13 protein-coding genes are annotated in these 15149 nt (G+C 62.5%); 8 read left to right on the top strand and 5 right to left on the bottom strand.

Annotated elements, in window-relative coordinates; translation table 11 throughout:
* Positions 1 to 20: 20 nt before the first annotated feature.
* The 5 genes from AC6H42_RS08260 (at position 21) to AC6H42_RS08280 (ending at position 3121) form a co-directional block, all read left to right on the top strand.
* Positions 21 to 920, top strand: coding sequence for a DUF6279 family lipoprotein (locus tag AC6H42_RS08260; protein WP_497547811.1), 900 nt, complete (start codon positions 21 to 23; stop codon positions 918 to 920).
* 45 nt (positions 921 to 965) lie between these two features.
* Positions 966 to 1604 (top strand): 16S rRNA (guanine(966)-N(2))-methyltransferase RsmD, encoded by a 639-nt coding sequence (gene rsmD / locus AC6H42_RS08265; protein ID WP_057154263.1) that lies wholly within the window; start codon positions 966 to 968, stop codon positions 1602 to 1604.
* Positions 1605 to 1695: 91 nt separating this feature from the next.
* Positions 1696 to 2199 (top strand): pantetheine-phosphate adenylyltransferase, encoded by a 504-nt coding sequence (gene coaD, locus AC6H42_RS08270; protein ID WP_028833720.1) that lies wholly within the window; start codon positions 1696 to 1698, stop codon positions 2197 to 2199.
* A gap of 9 nt (positions 2200 to 2208) precedes the next feature.
* The gene (locus AC6H42_RS08275; RefSeq protein ID WP_057154264.1) at positions 2209 to 2484 is read left to right on the top strand and encodes a YfhL family 4Fe-4S dicluster ferredoxin; all 276 of its coding nucleotides are present in this window, start codon (positions 2209 to 2211) and stop codon (positions 2482 to 2484) included.
* 43 nt (positions 2485 to 2527) lie between these two features.
* The gene (locus AC6H42_RS08280) at positions 2528 to 3121 is read left to right on the top strand and encodes a chalcone isomerase family protein (protein WP_057154265.1); all 594 of its coding nucleotides are present in this window, start codon (positions 2528 to 2530) and stop codon (positions 3119 to 3121) included.
* A gap of 76 nt (positions 3122 to 3197) precedes the next feature.
* Here the strand turns inward: AC6H42_RS08280 and AC6H42_RS08285 are convergent, their stop codons facing one another.
* On the bottom strand, positions 3198 to 3440 hold the full coding sequence (locus tag AC6H42_RS08285; RefSeq protein WP_229418109.1) for a hypothetical protein: 243 nt from the start codon (positions 3438 to 3440) through the stop codon (positions 3198 to 3200).
* A gap of 177 nt (positions 3441 to 3617) precedes the next feature.
* Here AC6H42_RS08285 and AC6H42_RS08290 point away from each other — a divergent pair, with 177 nt between their 5' ends.
* The gene (locus AC6H42_RS08290; protein ID WP_057154267.1) at positions 3618 to 4586 is read left to right on the top strand and encodes a LysR family transcriptional regulator; all 969 of its coding nucleotides are present in this window, start codon (positions 3618 to 3620) and stop codon (positions 4584 to 4586) included.
* A 47-nt stretch (positions 4587 to 4633) separates the two neighbouring features.
* Here the strand turns inward: AC6H42_RS08290 and AC6H42_RS08295 are convergent, their stop codons facing one another.
* Both AC6H42_RS08295 and AC6H42_RS08300 read right to left on the bottom strand, forming a co-directional pair.
* Positions 4634 to 6190: a methyl-accepting chemotaxis protein gene (locus AC6H42_RS08295; RefSeq protein ID WP_057154268.1), complete on the bottom strand. Its 1557-nt coding sequence runs from the start codon at positions 6188 to 6190 to the stop codon at positions 4634 to 4636.
* Positions 6191 to 6227: 37 nt separating this feature from the next.
* Entirely contained in the window at positions 6228 to 6683 is a 456-nt protein-coding gene (locus tag AC6H42_RS08300; protein WP_028833852.1) for an Lrp/AsnC ligand binding domain-containing protein, read from the bottom strand.
* Between the two features lie 221 nt (positions 6684 to 6904).
* Between AC6H42_RS08300 and putA the strand changes: the two genes are divergently transcribed.
* Together putA and AC6H42_RS08310 are read left to right on the top strand one after the other, a co-directional pair.
* Complete coding sequence (gene putA / locus AC6H42_RS08305) at positions 6905 to 10537, top strand: trifunctional transcriptional regulator/proline dehydrogenase/L-glutamate gamma-semialdehyde dehydrogenase (protein WP_057154269.1); 3633 nt, start codon at positions 6905 to 6907, stop codon at positions 10535 to 10537.
* 139 nt (positions 10538 to 10676) lie between these two features.
* Positions 10677 to 11369 carry a transposase gene (locus tag AC6H42_RS08310; RefSeq protein WP_057154270.1) on the top strand — a complete coding sequence of 231 codons (693 nt, stop codon included), beginning with the start codon at positions 10677 to 10679 and terminating at the stop codon, positions 11367 to 11369.
* A gap of 48 nt (positions 11370 to 11417) precedes the next feature.
* Here the strand turns inward: AC6H42_RS08310 and AC6H42_RS08315 are convergent, their stop codons facing one another.
* On the bottom strand, positions 11418 to 12128 hold the full coding sequence (locus AC6H42_RS08315) for a 5'-methylthioadenosine/adenosylhomocysteine nucleosidase (RefSeq protein WP_497547812.1): 711 nt from the start codon (positions 12126 to 12128) through the stop codon (positions 11418 to 11420).
* Between the two features lie 547 nt (positions 12129 to 12675).
* Entirely contained in the window at positions 12676 to 14955 is a 2280-nt protein-coding gene (locus AC6H42_RS08320) for a bifunctional diguanylate cyclase/phosphodiesterase (RefSeq protein ID WP_057154272.1), read from the bottom strand.
* Between the last annotated feature and the right edge of the window lie 194 nt (positions 14956 to 15149).

Consider the following 15149-nt stretch of genomic DNA (forward strand, 5'->3'; position numbering starts at 1 on the left):
CTACTCAAAGAGTTAAGAATATGGAAAAGTTTAACATGCAGGACACCCGCAACCGGGGCGCACGGTACATTTTCGCCTTCCTTTTCCTGGTGCTGCTGGGCGCGTGCAGCTCGCTGCGCCTGGCCTATAACAACGGCGACACGCTGCTGTTCTGGTGGCTGGACGCCTATGTGGACCTGGATTCGGCGCAAAAGCCGCCGGTCAAGTCGGACATCGGCAACTTCTTCCGCTGGCACCGCAAAACCCAGCTGCAGGACTACGCCCAGGTGCTGCAGCGCGCCCAGCAGCAACTGCAGGCCAATCCCAGCCTGGCCGATTTGCAGGCGGACTACAAGGACATCCGCGCGCGCACCCAGGCCATGCTGCTCAAGGCGGCGCCGGACATCGCCGAGCTGGCACTGTCGCTGAAGCCGGAGCAGCTCGAGCAGATGGCAGAGAAGTTCGACAAGAACAACCGCGACTTCCGCAAAAAGAACATGAAGGGCGGGCGCGACGAGCAGCTCAAGTTCCGCTACAAGAAATCCATGGAGCAGTTCGAGTTATGGTTCGGCAATTTCAGCCGCGAGCAGGAGGCCGTGATCCGCAAGGCGTCCGACGCCCGTCCGCTGGACAACGAGCTGTGGCTGGACGAGCGCATGCGGCGCCAGAAGGGCATTCTCGCGCTGGCGCACCGCATCCAGCAGGAAAAGCCGTCGCAGGCGGCGGCCGAGACCATGGTGCGCGAGCTGATCCAGGAAAACTTCGAGCGCACCGAGAAGCCGTCCGACCGCAAGCCTTTCTTCGACGCCTACGCCAACGGCACCATGGAACTGGTGCTGACCGTGATCCGCATCGCCACGCCGGAACAAAAGGCGCACGCGCACAAGCGCATGCAGGGCTGGATCGAGGATTTGAACGCGCTGGCGGTGCAGGCCAGGTAGGCGCAGCCCGGGAAGCGGCCCGGCGCCGCATGTTATAGTGCCGCCATGCAAAAGAAGCCCGTTAAAAAACCCGCCAAAGTGCCCGTCCACGGGCCAAAACACAGCAACCAGGTCCGCATTATCGGCGGCGCCTGGAAGCGCACCCCGTTGCCCGTGCTGGAAGCGCTGGGCCTGCGTCCGACGCCGGACCGCGTGCGCGAGACCGCCTTCAACTGGATCAGCCACCTGCGCGACGGCGAATGGGCCAGCGCCCAGGTGCTGGACCTGTTCGCCGGCAGCGGCGCGCTCGGTTTCGAAGCCGCCAGCCGCGGCGCCGCCGGCGTCATCATGGCCGACACCAACACCGCCGTGGTGCGCCAGCTGGACGCGATCAAGAATAAGCTGAACGCCGCCAATGTGCAGCTGCTGCGCAGCGACGCGCTGGCCACCGCCCAGTCGCTGGCCGTGCGCGGCCAGAAGTTCGACCTGATCTTCCTGGACCCGCCCTACCAGCAGGACTTCCTGGCGCGCGTTTTGCCGCTTTGCAGCAAATTGCTCAAGGAAAAGGGTCTGGTCTATGCCGAATCCGGGCTGCCGCTGACCTTCGAAGAGGGCGAGGCGCCCGAGTGGATGAATGGCTGGAACGTGGTCCGGGCTGACAAGGCCGGGATGGTGTTCTATCATTTACTTCAGTACCAGGGCTAGGCTGGACCAGGCCAAACCCGGCCCGGACCTGCGGGAGCGCCTGATTTTCAGGCATAATGCGCGTTCTATGGTGCGTCGCAAGGGAGCCGCAATGGTAGTAGCCGTATATCCGGGAACGTTCGATCCGCTGACCCGCGGGCATGAAGATTTGGTGCGCCGCGCCTCCGGCCTGTTTGACACGCTGGTGGTGGGCGTGGCCGACAGCCAGAACAAAAACCCCTTCTTCTCGCTGGAAGAACGCCTGGAAATCGCCAACGAGGTGCTGGGCCACTATCCGAACGTGAAAGTGGAGAGCTTCTCCGGCCTGCTGAAAGACTTCGTGCGCCAGCACGACGCGCGGGTGATCGTGCGCGGCCTGCGCGCCGTGTCCGACTTCGAGTACGAGTTCCAGATGGCGGGCATGAACCGCTACCTGCTGCCGGACGTCGAAACGCTGTTCCTGACCCCGTCCGACCAGTACCAGTTCATTTCGGGCACCATCGTGCGCGAGATCGCCATGCTGGGCGGCGACGTGTCCAAATTTGTATTCCCTTCCGTCGACCGCTGGCTGCAAAAGAAAATTGCAGCGATCAAGGGCGCGCAGGCGGCGGGCTAAGGATTTACCATGGCTTTACTGATTACCGACGAGTGCATCAACTGCGACGTGTGCGAGCCCGAGTGCCCGAACGACGCCATCTACATGGGGGCCGAGATCTACGAGATCGACCCCAACAAGTGCACCGAATGCGTCGGCCACTTCGACGAGCCGCAATGCGTGGCGATCTGCCCGGTGGAATGCATCCCCCTCAATCCGGCCTGGATTGAGACCAAGGAGCAGCTGATGGCGAAATACGAGCGTTTGACCGCAGGCAAGGGTGAAGGCGAAGCTGACAACGCTTAAAGGAATGGTATATTTGCCTCCATAACACCTTTATGGAGACAACATGACCTTTGCCCGCCGTTCCATCCTGAAAAGCGCCGCCGCAGCCGCTGTGCTTGCGCTGGCCGCCTTGCCCGCTTTCGCCGCCGACGTGGCCGGCGTGAAGTTCGACGAGACCATCGCCGTCAACGGCGCCACGCTGAAACTGAATGGCGCCGGCCTGCGCACCAAAGTCATCTTCAAGGTCTACGCGCTGGGCCTGTATCTCCCTGAAAAGAAATCGACCGTGGCCGAGATCCTGGCCGCCGAGGGCCCGCGCCGTGTGAAAATCGTGGTGCTGCGCGAGCTCACGTCGGACGAGTTCGGCAAAGCCTTCATGAGTGGCCTCAATGACAACACGGACGCGGCCGAGCGCGCCAAGCTGGTGCCGCAAACCAAACAATTCGGTGAAATGTTCGCCATGTTCCCCGCGCTGAAGAAGGGCGATGTGCTGACGGTGGACTGGATACCGGGTACCGGTTCGCAGGTGATGTTGAACGGCAAGAATGTCGGAGGCACGCTGCCGGACGTGGCGTTCTATAACGCCATCCTGCGCATCTGGCTGGGCGACAAGCCGGTGGACAGCTCGCTGAAGCCTCAGCTGCTGGGGGAAAAATAAAGTTGTTGCGGCGCGGCAGACGTATTAAACCGTTCTGCCGCGCAATACCATCTGTGCTGCGTAAATCTTGGGCAACTCAGGCGCGGGCGGCCATGGCGCGCAATTCGGCGGCGTGGCTGGGGGCGCTTTCCATCGAATTCAGCATGCGGTTCAGCATCATGGCGTCCTTCATCAGGCGGCGCTGCAGCCGTTCTTCCTTGCTCAGCTTGGGTTTCACCACCAGCAGCAGCGCACGCGCGATACCGCGCAGCAGCGGCTTGAACAACAGCAGCATGGCCAGCGCCAGCACGGCGCCCAGCAGGATTTGAACGGCTTCCATGATAGAAATTCCAGTAGTTAAGGCTTGTACAGCAGAAATGAAGGTAGACATTGAAGTTCAGGTGCAATTACAATCAAGTGTCACTATAGTGCGCTGCAACATATAAATCCAATTCCGTTTCCCGATATCAACTATACGGAACGTGAATAAGAGTCCTTACCACCGAGCCGAGTATTTATGAGCTTCCTGACGCTGGACTTGAACTTGCTGCGTGTATTCGACGCGGTGATGACCGAGCAAAACCTCACCCGTGCCGCCGGCCACCTGGCAATGACCCAGCCGGCCGTCTCCAACGCCATCAAGCGCCTGCGCGAAAGCCTGGGCGACGAACTGCTGATCCGCACCGCCTACGGCGTCAAGCCGACCCCGCGCGCCGAGGCCCTGTGGCCGTCCGTGCGCAGCGCGCTGGCCAGCCTGGAGGCGGCGGTCACGCCCGAGACTTTCGACGTGTCCAAGGCGCATGCCACCTTCCGCCTGGCCATGGCCGACGCCACCGCCGCCTTCTGGCTGCCGTCGCTGATGCGTTCGATCGAACGCGAGGCGCCGGGGGTGAACGTGCGCATGGTGCCGCTGACCACGCGCGAACCGCGCCCGATGCTGCTGCGCGGCGACGTGGACCTGGCGGTGGGCTTTTTCCCCGGCGTGGCGGCCCAACTGTCGAGCGACACCAGTTCGCCGATTCGCCATGAGCGCCTGTATTCCGGACATTATGTGTGCGTGATGCGGCGCGACCATCCGCTGGCCAAGAGCGACCTGACGCTGGAGAACTATTGCGCGGCCAACCACCTGCTGGTGAGCTTCTCGGGACGCGCACACGGCCTGGTGGACGAAGCGCTGGCGCAGATCCAGCGCGAGCGGCGCATTTTGCTGACGGTGAACCAGTTCTTCACGGCCGGACGCGTGGTGGCCAACTCGGACCTGATCACCGTGCTGCCCAAGCACCTGATCGCCTCCACCGGCATGACGGAGGCACTGATCCACAAGGAACTGCCGTTCACGCTACCGGCGGTGCACCTGGACATGCTCTGGCACGAGCGCGACGCGCGCAGCCCGGCGCATAAATGGCTGCGTGCCAACCTGGAAGGCATGAACAGCGTGGCCCAGCGCACCGCGCCGGGCACCAGCCCGCGCAGCGATACCTACTGAGCCGGCGGGTTAAGCGGCGGTGCCGCTCACCCGTCACCGCGCGCCGATCAGTGCGCAGCCGAGCGGTAGCCGATGCGGAACCCGCCCCAGTGCTGGCCGTTGACAAAGATAGGCGCCGACAAGTCATGCATCACTTCCCCCGTGTCGCGCTTGTAGGTTTGCAGCAGGAAGGGCTTGGTGTTTGAGCCGCAGCGCTTGCCGGTGCGGTCGCTGAAGATGCGCTTGGTGCGGTTGTTGACGATGTCGACATCGTAATTGCCCGTCAGCGGCTGCGAGAACTTCTTGTTGTGGGTGGGGAAGTAGCCGTTGTTGTCCACCGCGCCCGCGTACGCCAGGTGCGGCATGCGCGCCAGCAGGCTTTCCTGCAAGTCCGGCAGCACGCGGTCGGTGAAGGCGTCGAACCTGGTGTTGTGCTTGGGCGGGTCGGTGTTCGGGATCGGCGTGTACTGCCGGTCGAACAGCGCCGCGTGCGTGATCTTGCCGCTGGCGATGGCCGCCTCGAACAGCTTGCCCACTTCCTTTGCGGCTGTCTGCGCCGCTGTGCGGATTTCATCGTGCGCGGTCGGTATCTCCGACAGGCCCAGCGCCGCCGTGATGACTTCGGCGCGCTCGGCCAGCGCCATCGCGGAACCTGTGGCGCGCGGCAGCTCGGCGTCGGTGGACAGCATGCTGTCGCGGATCTGGGTGATGGCGTCCGCGATCACGCGCGTGGTTTCCACGTGCTCGCGCGAAGCCTGGGCGATCTGCCCGATCTCTTTTTCCGACACGCCGGACGACTGCTCGATACTGCTCAGCAGCCCGTGCACCGTTTCCACATTGCCGGCCGCCTCGCTCACCATGCCGGCCAGCGAAGCCATGCCGGCGGTGGCCGACACGGCCTGCTCGTTAATGGCCCGCACCATGGCGCTGATCTCGTCGGTGGCTTCCTTGGTGCGCTGCGCCAGCTGGCGCACTTCGCCGGCCACCACCGCAAAGCCGCGCCCCTGTTCGCCGGCGCGCGCGGCCTCGATGGCGGCATTCAGCGCCAGCAGGTTGGTGCGCGCGGAGATTTCGGTGATGGCTTCCGTGAAACCGTAGATGCGCTTGGCCTTTTCCTGCAGGCTGACCATGGTGGCCGCTGCCTGCTGCGCGTCGCCGCGGGCGCGGCTGATGCGGGACAGGCCCTGGTCGACCTCGGCGCGGCCGGTTTCGGTTTCGGCGCGGACCCGCGCCGCCACCTGCGCGGCGCGCTCGGCGTTGGCCGCGATCTGCTCGGTGGCGCGCGCGTTGTGGCTGGAGCTGGCCACGATCTCGCTGGCCGTGCGCACGTCGCTTTCGATTTTCTTTTTGACGGAATCGACGAAGTAAGAGGTCTCCGCCGCGCCTATCATGATGGCGTCGATTTCCTCGCCCACCGTGTGCGCGAAGCGGCGCGTGCCGTCGTCGCCGTTGCCGGCCGCCGCCTGGGCCAGCTGCGCCGTCAGCGCCGCCACCAGGCCAGCCAGGGTGGCCTGCCACAGCGCGCCGGCGCCAGCCGTCTGTGCCAGCCACGCTGCCAAAGCGCCCGCCGCCGTGGCGCCGAGTATCCGTAAAATCTGTCGCACCTGCTTGTGCTGCAACTTCATCTGACCTCCCTAGTAGCGGCTTAGGCTTGCAAATCAGTTATTTGATCGGCAGCTTGCTCGTATTTTTTACTTCCTCCATCACAGCATATGTATGCGTCTCGCGCACGCCTTTTTGCAGCAAGGTCTTGCCCAGGAACTCGCGGTAGGCCGCCATGTCCTTGACGCGCGCCTTCACCAGGTAGTCGAAACCGCCGGCCACCATATGGCACTCGAGTACTTCGGGGATCACCTGGACGCTATGTTTGAATGCATCAAAGACTTCGGGCGTGGTACGATCTAGCACCACTTCAATAAACACCAGCAGCGACACATCCAGCAATTGCGGGTTGAGCTGGGCGGTGTAGCCCATGATGTAGCCGGACTCGTGCAGCTTGCGCACCCGTTCCAGGCATGCCGCAGGCGACAGGTTGACACGCGCAGCAAGCTCCACGTTGCTGATGCGTCCGTCGCTCTGTAGCTCCATCAGTATCTTCTTACTGATCTTGTCCAGCATGAGTTATCCCCCTCAAATTATATTTGGTTAAATTCTCTCATCAAAAACTATGTATGGCTAGTCTTTAGTAATACCAGAATTAATCCAGAAGATTTCACTCTACAATCGAATCATTAGCAGCGCGGTAGCAAAACAGACGATTACGCTCGCCCAGCCTGGTGCCGGACGGGCGTTTTTTACTGTGTGCGCGTTGAAATCCTCATTGTAGAAAGCCTCTCTTCATGCAAGCAGCCACCCCGGCTCCGGCCACTCCGTTCTCCACCTTGCAAGCCGAAATCCTGCGCCAGCCCAGCCCGCTGCGCGCCGCCATCACAGCCGCCTACCGCCGCGACGAAGCCGGCGCCGTGCAGTGGCTGTTGGGGCAGGTGCGCGAAAGCGGCACCGCCGACGCACAGGCGCTGGCGCACCGCCTGGTGTCGTCGGTGCGCAAGGAACGCACCCGCGCCTCCGGCGTGGACGCGCTGATGCACGAGTTTTCGCTGTCGTCGGAAGAAGGCGTGGCGCTGATGTGCCTGGCCGAAGCACTGTTGCGCATACCCGACAGCGCCACCGCCGACCGCCTGATCGCCGACAAGATCAGCAAGGGCGACTGGCGCAAGCACCTGGGCGAATCGCCGTCCATGTTCGTCAACGCCGCCACCTGGGGCCTGCTGGTAACCGGCAAGCTGGTCGGCTCGAGCAGCGAACAGGGCCTGGGTTCGGCCATCACGCGCCTGATCGCCAAGGGCGGCGAACCGCTGATCCGCAAAGGCGTGGACCTGGCCATGCGCATGCTGGGCAACCAGTTCGTCACCGGCCAGACCATAGCCGAGGCGATCAAGAACGGCCAGCCCAACGAAGCGCGCGGCTACCGCTATTCCTACGACATGCTGGGCGAGGCGGCGCTGACCGAAGCGGACGCGGCCAACTACTACGCCGCCTACGAGACAGCGATCCACGCCATCGGCCGCGCGTCCGACGGCCGCGGCATCAAGGACGGCCCGGGCATCTCGGTCAAGCTGTCCGCGCTGCACCCGCGCTACTCGCGCGCCCAGCACGCCCGCGTGATGGAAGAACTGCTGCCGCGCCTGACCGCGCTGGTGCTGCTGGCCAAGCAATACAACATCGGCCTGAACATCGACGCCGAAGAAGCCGACCGCCTGGAACTGTCGCTGGACCTGATGGAAGCCATGGCGTTCGACCCGGCGCTGGAAGGCTTCGACGGCATCGGCTTCGTGGTGCAGGCCTACCAGAAGCGCTGCCCCTTCGTGCTCGACTACCTGATCGACCTGGCCAAGCGCAGCGGCCGCAAATTCATGGTGCGCCTGGTCAAGGGCGCCTACTGGGATGCCGAGATCAAGCGCGCCCAGGTGGACGGCATGCCCGGCTACCCGGTCTACACGCGCAAGGTGTACACCGACGTGTCCTACCTGGTGTGCGCGCAGAAGCTGCTGGGCGCCACCGACCGCATTTTTGCCCAGTTCGCCACCCACAATGCGCAAACCCTGGCCACCATCTACACCTGGGCCAAGGAAGCGGGCGTCAGCAACTACGAGTTCCAGTGCCTGCACGGCATGGGCGAATCGCTGTACGACCAGGTGGTGGGCAAGGACAACCTGGACAAGGCCTGCCGCATCTACGCCCCGGTCGGCTCGCATGAAACGCTGCTGGCCTACCTGGTGCGCCGCCTGCTGGAAAACGGCGCCAACTCCTCCTTCGTCAACCAGATCGTGGACGAAGCGATTCCGGTCGCATCGCTGATCAAGAACCCGATCGACGCCGCGCGCGAACAGGGCGGCCTGCCGCATCCGGCCATCCGCCTGCCGCTGGACCTGTTCGGCGACGAGCGCCGCAACTCGGCCGGCCTGGACCTGTCCAACGAGGACGTGCTGCGCCAGGTGGCCGCCGCGCTGGCCGAGCCGCGCAGCTGGAGCGCCGGCCCGCTGCTGGCGGGCGCGCTGACCATCGGCCAGCCATCGCAAGCGGTGATCAACCCGGCCCAGCGCAGCGACGTGGTCGGCAGCGTCACCGAAGCGACCGCCGCCGATGTCGACAGCGCGCTGGCCAGCGCCAGCGCCTACGCCATGGACTGGCAAACCACCGAGCCGTCGCTGCGCGCCGCCGCGCTGATGCGCGCGGCCGACCTGTTCGAGAAAAACATGCTGGAGCTGATGGCGCTGGCCATCCGCGAAGCGGGCAAGTCGCTGCCCAACGCCGTCGCCGAGATCCGCGAAGCGGTGGACTTCCTGCGCTACTACGCGCAGCAGGTGGGCTCGTCCGCCAATACGCTGGCGCTTGGTCCCGTGACCTGCATCAGCCCGTGGAACTTCCCGCTGGCCATCTTCACCGGCCAGGCCGCCGCCGCGCTGGCGGCCGGCAACGTGGTGCTGGCCAAGCCGGCCGAGCAAACCCCGCTGATCGCCCACCGCGCGGTCGAACTGATGCACGAAGCGGGCGTCCCGCGCGCCGCGCTGCAATTCCTGCCGGGCCGCGGCGAAGTGGTCGGCGCCGGCCTGTGCAACGACGCGCGCGTCAAAGGCGTGATCTTCACCGGTTCCACCGAAGTGGCGCAGCTGATCAACCGCACCCTGGCCAAGCGCGCCGTGGCCGAGGGCGCGGACATCCCGCTGATCGCCGAAACCGGCGGCCAGAACGCCATGATCGTCGACTCCTCCGCGCTGCCCGAGCAAGTGGTGCAGGACGCGATCTCGTCCGCGTTCGACAGCGCCGGCCAGCGCTGCTCCGCGCTGCGCGTGCTGTTCCTGCAGGAAGACATTGCCGACAAGACCATCAAAATGCTGAAGGGCGCGATGAGCGAGCTCAACATCGGCAGCCCGGACCGCCTGGTCACCGACATCGGCCCCGTGATCGACAGCGAAGCGCAGCAGAACCTGCTGAACCACATCGACGCGATGAAAAAATCCGCGCTCAATCACTTCTCGCTGAACCTGCCGGTGGCCTCGGCCGGCACCTTCGTGCCGCCGACCGTGCTGGAAATCCGCTCGCTTGACGAGCTGAGCAAGGAAGTGTTCGGCCCCGTGATGCACGTGATCCGCTACAAGCGCGCCGACCTGGGCAAGATCGTCGAGCAGATCAACGCCAGCGGCTACGGCCTGACGCTGGGCGTGCACTCGCGGATTGACGAGACGATCGACTTCATCACCGCCCGCGCGCACGTCGGCAACATCTACATCAACCGCAACATCGTCGGCGCGGTGGTGGGCGTGCAGCCGTTCGGCGGCGAAGGCAAATCCGGCACCGGCCCGAAAGCCGGCGGCCCGCTGTACCTCAAGCGCTTGCAGCGCGGCGCCGCCGCGCCGGCCCAGCACGCCCGCCTGGCCACGCCGGCGCTGGACGCGCTGGAAGTGTGGGCCAAGGGGCAGGGACGCGAGCGCCTGGTCTCGCTGGCCGACCAGTACGCCCACAGCACCACCTTGGGCAGCACCATCGAGCTGCCGGGCCCGACGGGCGAGCGCAACACCCTGCGCTTCGCTTCGCGCGGCAACGTGGTCTGCCTGGCCAACTCGGCCGAGGTGCTGCTGAACCAGATCGCCGCTGTGCTGGCGACGGGCAACCGGGCGGTGGTGGTATCGGCATCGCTGCCGGCGGACCTGCCGGCGGCGGTGCTGGACCAGGTCAAGCAGGCGGCAAGCCTCGCCAGCATCGATTGCAGCTTCCAGGTGGCGCTGGTTGAGTCCGCCCTGGCCCCGGGTGTACGCGAGCAGCTGGCGGCCCGTGACGGGGCTCTGGTGGCCGTTATCGACACCTCGGCGGAAGAAGCCATCCCCCTGTGGCGCCTGGTAGCCGAGCGCGCCCTGTGCGTCAACACCACGGCGGCCGGCGGCAACGCCAGCCTGATGACCCTCAGCGCCTAAATTTCCGGCGTCTCCCCTCAAGCCAGGCACCCCGCCTGGCTTTTTTTTGCCCCAAACCAAAATGGGGTCAGGGTTAATTAATTTTGCAATTATTGCGTCACGTCATGACGCCAATTGCTGCCCGGCATAAGCTTGCCAAATGTCCCGCCCACCCCGCATCCAGCTAGACGGCGTTCCCCTGCACTTGGTGCAGCGCGGACACAATCGCGCCGACTGCTTTTTCGACGATGACGACTACGAGTTCTATCTGCATTGCCTGGGCCGTGCGCTCGACGAGCATGCATGCTCGCTGCATGCCTATGTGCTGATGACGAACCACGTGCATTTGCTCCTCACGCCCGAGCATCGCGACAGCGTGGCCAGGCTGTTTATGTCCATGGGTCGGCGGTATGTACGCTACATCAACGAAAAGTACGACAGGTCCGGCACGCTGTGGGAGGGTCGCTATCGTTCTTCGCTGGTGCAGGCCGAAGCCTATTTGTTCCATTGTCACCGTTACATCGAGCTCAATCCGGTGCGGGCGCGCATGGTGAAGGCGCCGGACCTCTACCGCTGGAGCAGCTTTCGCGCCAACGCGCTGGGAGAACGGAATCCTTTGCTCACGCAGCACGAGCTGTACATGGGCCTGGGAAAAGACGCCGCTGAAAGGCAGTCCACTTATCGCGCTATCTTCGGCAGCCGCCTAGGCGACGATCTTCTGCACGCAATACGCAACGCACTCAACCACAACAAGCCTGTGGGTAACCCGGAGTTTCTCCACAAGGTGGAAAAAATGACGGAAGTGCGGTGCGACATCTTGCTGCCCGGCAGACCTTGCGCCCGGGATAATTAACCCTGACCCCATTTGTCGGGCAGGAAATGAGCGCGCGTGGGGATAACTTCAGGTTTGTCCACAGAAGCTTTTGAGGATGCCGTAGGCGTAGCGGGAGGCGACTGTCTGGACGAAGTGCATGAAGTCGACCGCGGCGTCTTCATTGCCGTTGTCGGAGATGGTGCGGATGACGCTGAACGGTATGCCCAGCTCGAAACACACTTGCGCAACCGCTGCGCCTTCCATTTCTACTGCCAGTAATTCGGGCAATGCATCCTTGAGCGCGGCGATCTGGCTGCGTTTGTTGATGAATTGGTCTCCGCTGGCAATCAGTCCGCGATGAAATTGGGGGCTGCCGGGCTCGTTTTGCAGGAAGTCGCGGGCTGCCGCTGCCAGGCGGCGCGTCAGTTCGCGGTCGCTGGCGATGTGCGATTGGCCTGTTAACGGGATTTCGAAGCGCGAAAACAGCGGGCTGGCGTCCATGTCGTGCTGCACCAGACTGTCTGCAACCACCACATCTCCCACCCTGACGCCCAGGTCGCCGCTGCCGGCAACGCCGGTGAAGACGATGTGGGTAACGCCGAACTTTTCCACAAGGATGCTGGCAGTCATGGCGGCAGCTACTTTGCCTATGCGGGACAGCACGCAGACCGTGTCTACGTTCCATAGCTTGCCTGCGGTGTAGTCGCGCATGCCGTGGCTCGCTTTGTTCGGGCTTTCCATGGCTTCTATCAGTCCGTTTTGCTCTTCAGCGAGTGCGCTGATGATGCCAAGACGCATTTTTCCTCCGTTTTTGGGCTTCGCGTTTTTTTATAGGTTTACAACAAAGATATATATAAAAAATAGTAGTAGATAGTAAACCAGCGCTTTTCTGTGGATAAGTCTGTTAACAAGCTAAGAATCAGGGGTTTACAGCGTTTACAAGCACCTGAACAAGCATTGTATCTACGCAGGACGACTTCTGGACAAGATTTTCACTGTGCAGAAGTGGCTGGTTTACGCACAAGTCATCCTGTGGATATGCATGAGGTTATCCACATTACGTGTTTTTCGCAGTTTTTTGTCCTGCAGTCCCTTGCATGCAAATCAGCGGCTTCTTTAGTTTGTTAACTAAGGCTTTTATATAAAATGATAGTAATAGTAAACGTCCTCTTCGCTGTGGATAACTACGTTAACTGCTTAAAAAACAGGGATTTGGAGAAAAGATAAGGTGCTGGACAAGGCTTGTACCAGTGCAGGGGTAAAACTTGGACAAATGTTGAGCGCCGGACTTTCCACTTCCTTACTCACATCTCATCCTGTGGATATCCATGGACTTATCAACAGGCTAGCTGCTTGCGTAGTAGTGGTAGCGGTTGCGCCCCTGCTGTTTGGCTGAATACATGGCCTGGTCGGCCTGTTTGAGCAGGGTTTCCGGGTCCACCGCGTCTTCCGGATACAAGGCAATGCCGATGCTGGCGGATATGTGGACGATTTGCGGCCCCAATTTGAAGGGCGTAGCGAGGTTCTCGAGGATGTCCCGGGCAATGCGCTGCACGTCGGTGCTGTCCTTGAGCTCGCCAAGGATGACGGTGAACTCGTCACCGCCCAGCCGGGACACGGTGTCGGTGCCGCGCACGCAGTGGCTGAGCCGGTCCGCCACTTCTTTGAGCAGGACGTCGCCCATGGAATGGCCCAGGCTGTCGTTGACGGCCTTGAATCCGTCCAAGTCGATGAAAACCAGCGCCATTGGCAAGGCGGCGCGGTCGGACTTCTTCATTTCCAGCCGCATGCGCTCCTGGAACATGCGCCGGTTCGGCAATCCGGTCAGGGCGTCGAAGTTGGCCTGGCGCCAGATCAGTTCTTCGGTGGCTTTTCGCTTGGTGATGTCGCAGAACAGCGCCACGCGCCGGTAGGCCTGGCCGCGCTCGTCGAACACGGCGTTGAAGCGCAGCGATACCAGGTAGTGCTCACCTTGCTTGTTCTGGTGCCAGACTTCGCCTTCCCATTCTCCGGTCTGGCGCAGCGCGTGCTGCATCTTGCGGAAAAATTCCTGGTCCTGCCGGCCGGAGGTCAGTTCGTAGGCCCAGTGGCCCTTCACTTCGTCTTCGCTATAGCCGCTGAGGCGGGAAAAGGCCGGATTGACCGACAGGATCTTACCGTCGGCGTCCGTCACCATCATGCCTTCGCTGCTGTTCTGGTACATCAGGCTGGCCAGCTTCATGGTTTCGTCGGTGGCGCGCCGGGCGGTGATGTCTTCGGCCATGACGAACAGGCCGCGTACTTGTCCGTTTGCATCGTAATCGGGCACATAGGTGATACCGTCCCAGCGCTGGCCGTGCCGGGTCTGGATCGGACGCTCGAAATGGACCACCTGGCCGGCCATGGCACGCTGCAGGTGCGGCTGGGACAACGCGTAGGCAGCCGGACCCACGATTTCTTCCACTTTGCGCCCCAGCGCCGCCTGCGGCCCGATTTCAAACACTTCATCGAAACGGCGGTTGGTGAAGGTGTAGCGTTCCTGGCGGTCGATGTAGGTGATCAGGATGGGCAGATTGTCGGCGATCAGGCGCAGTCGTTGCTCGCTGGCCGACAGTTTGGCTTCCATTTCGCGGCTCGATTCGTACAGCTGGCGGTAGCGCAGCTCGCGTTCTTCCAGTTTTGCATAGGATTTGAGCGCAAACATGCCGCTGAGCAGTATCAGCAACAGCAGCAGGGCCAGGCCGCCGCCGGCGACGATGAAGGTGGGGCTGGCGAACCAGACCGCATCCTTGTCGGTTCCGCCGACAACTATGATGAGCGGCAAATTGTTCAGTGCGCGGTAGCTGAACAGGCGGGACACTTTGTCCACCTGGCTGGGCGTGCGGAAGGTGCCGATCAGGCTGTCTTTCAGGCTGGCAAACAACACGCCGCTGGACAGGTCCAGGTTGTAGGCCTCTTCGAACAGCGGCGCGCGCGCGATGATGCGGCCGTTGCGGTGCACCAGGGTGATGGAGACGTCGTCCGTGATCCGGGAATTCTCGAAGACGGCGGCGAACCGCGTGGCATCCAGCGGGGCGACGATGACGCCGAGGAAGCGGCCGTCGCTGCTTTCCACTCTGCGGCTGAGGTAAAACAATTTTTTCTTCGATACTTTCCCCAGCGTGGGGCCGCCAATGAAGAGCTGGTGCGGCGATGCGCTGTCCTGGTGGAACTGGAAATAGTCGCGGTCGCTGTAGTCGACGCCGTTAATGGGCAGATGGTTGGAGGTGGCGACGCCTTTGCCGTTGGCGTCGATAAAGCTGATCCAGAAATCGTGCGTGAAGGAGCTGCTGCGCGAGGAAAGCAGGGCGGCGATGGACTCTGCCGAACTGTTGGGCGGCAAGACCTTGATGGCATTGGAAAAACCGATCAGCGACAGGTCGGCAAACTGGATCGCGTACAGCACATGGGCTTCCATGGCGCGCGCGAAGTGCTGGGTTTGCCGGCGCAAGCCGGCTTCCCGGTCCAGATAGGCGGTGTGCAGTTGCCAGGCGACTATGCCGATGGCGATCAGCGCCATGGTCAGCAAGCCGGACAACAAGCGCTGGCGAAAGCGCAGGTAGGCTTTGGAGCGGACGATTTCCGTTTTTTTGCGCTGTATGGCCACGGCAACTCCGGCTTCCGGCTGAGTGATCGCTGCCATTTCAGTATAGGGGAAAGGCCAAGCTGGCGAGAATCAAATTTTTCAAGAAGCCAACATTCGCAGTGGCTTTCGTTGCGGAAGTGACGCAGCGTCGGCCTTTGGTTTACTTTAAAGCTGTGTATACAAAATAATAGTAGTTGTTAACGTCGCCACTTTTC

It is taken from the genome of Massilia sp. NBRC 108631, from assembly GCF_059704565.1.

Bases quoted from the DNA above. Each gene is read 5' to 3' on its own strand.
- AC6H42_RS08260 (WP_497547811.1), top strand. From the start codon at position 21: ATGGAAAAGTTTAACATGCAGGACACCCGCAACCGGGGCGCACGGTAC.
- rsmD (WP_057154263.1), top strand. From the start codon at position 966: ATGCAAAAGAAGCCCGTTAAAAAACCCGCCAAAGTGCCCGTCCACGGG.
- coaD (WP_028833720.1), top strand. From the start codon at position 1,696: ATGGTAGTAGCCGTATATCCGGGAACGTTCGATCCGCTGACCCGCGGG.
- AC6H42_RS08275 (WP_057154264.1), top strand. From the start codon at position 2,209: ATGGCTTTACTGATTACCGACGAGTGCATCAACTGCGACGTGTGCGAG.
- AC6H42_RS08280 (WP_057154265.1), top strand. From the start codon at position 2,528: ATGACCTTTGCCCGCCGTTCCATCCTGAAAAGCGCCGCCGCAGCCGCT.
- AC6H42_RS08285 (WP_229418109.1), bottom strand. From the start codon at position 3,440: ATGGAAGCCGTTCAAATCCTGCTGGGCGCCGTGCTGGCGCTGGCCATG.
- AC6H42_RS08290 (WP_057154267.1), top strand. From the start codon at position 3,618: ATGAGCTTCCTGACGCTGGACTTGAACTTGCTGCGTGTATTCGACGCG.
- AC6H42_RS08295 (WP_057154268.1), bottom strand. From the start codon at position 6,190: ATGAAGTTGCAGCACAAGCAGGTGCGACAGATTTTACGGATACTCGGC.
- AC6H42_RS08300 (WP_028833852.1), bottom strand. From the start codon at position 6,683: ATGCTGGACAAGATCAGTAAGAAGATACTGATGGAGCTACAGAGCGAC.
- putA (WP_057154269.1), top strand. From the start codon at position 6,905: ATGCAAGCAGCCACCCCGGCTCCGGCCACTCCGTTCTCCACCTTGCAA.
- AC6H42_RS08310 (WP_057154270.1), top strand. From the start codon at position 10,677: ATGTCCCGCCCACCCCGCATCCAGCTAGACGGCGTTCCCCTGCACTTG.
- AC6H42_RS08315 (WP_497547812.1), bottom strand. From the start codon at position 12,128: ATGCGTCTTGGCATCATCAGCGCACTCGCTGAAGAGCAAAACGGACTG.